The organism is Curtobacterium sp. 9128, from assembly GCF_007673775.1.
Taxonomy (GTDB): domain Bacteria; phylum Actinomycetota; class Actinomycetes; order Actinomycetales; family Microbacteriaceae; genus Curtobacterium.
Genome location: NZ_VEAF01000039.1, coordinates 1 through 221 on the forward strand (window position 1 = coordinate 1; position 221 = coordinate 221).

1 rRNA gene is annotated in these 221 nt (G+C 51.6%); it reads left to right on the top strand.

Going from position 1 to position 221, the window contains the following annotated elements:
* Positions 1-221 (top strand): 23S ribosomal RNA (locus FS641_RS17860); the annotation flags it as partial.

Genomic DNA, 221 nt, shown 5'->3' on the forward strand with positions numbered 1-221 from the left:
CAACGATCTGGGCACTGTCTCAACGAGAGACTCGGTGAAATTATAGTACCTGTGAAGATGCAGGTTACCCGCGACAGGACGGAAAGACCCCGTGGAGCTTTACTGTAGCCTGATATTGAATTTTGGTACAGTTTGTACAGGATAGGCGGGAGCCATTGAAACCGGAGCGCTAGCTTCGGTGGAGGCGCTGGTGGGATACCGCCCTGACTGTATTGAAATTC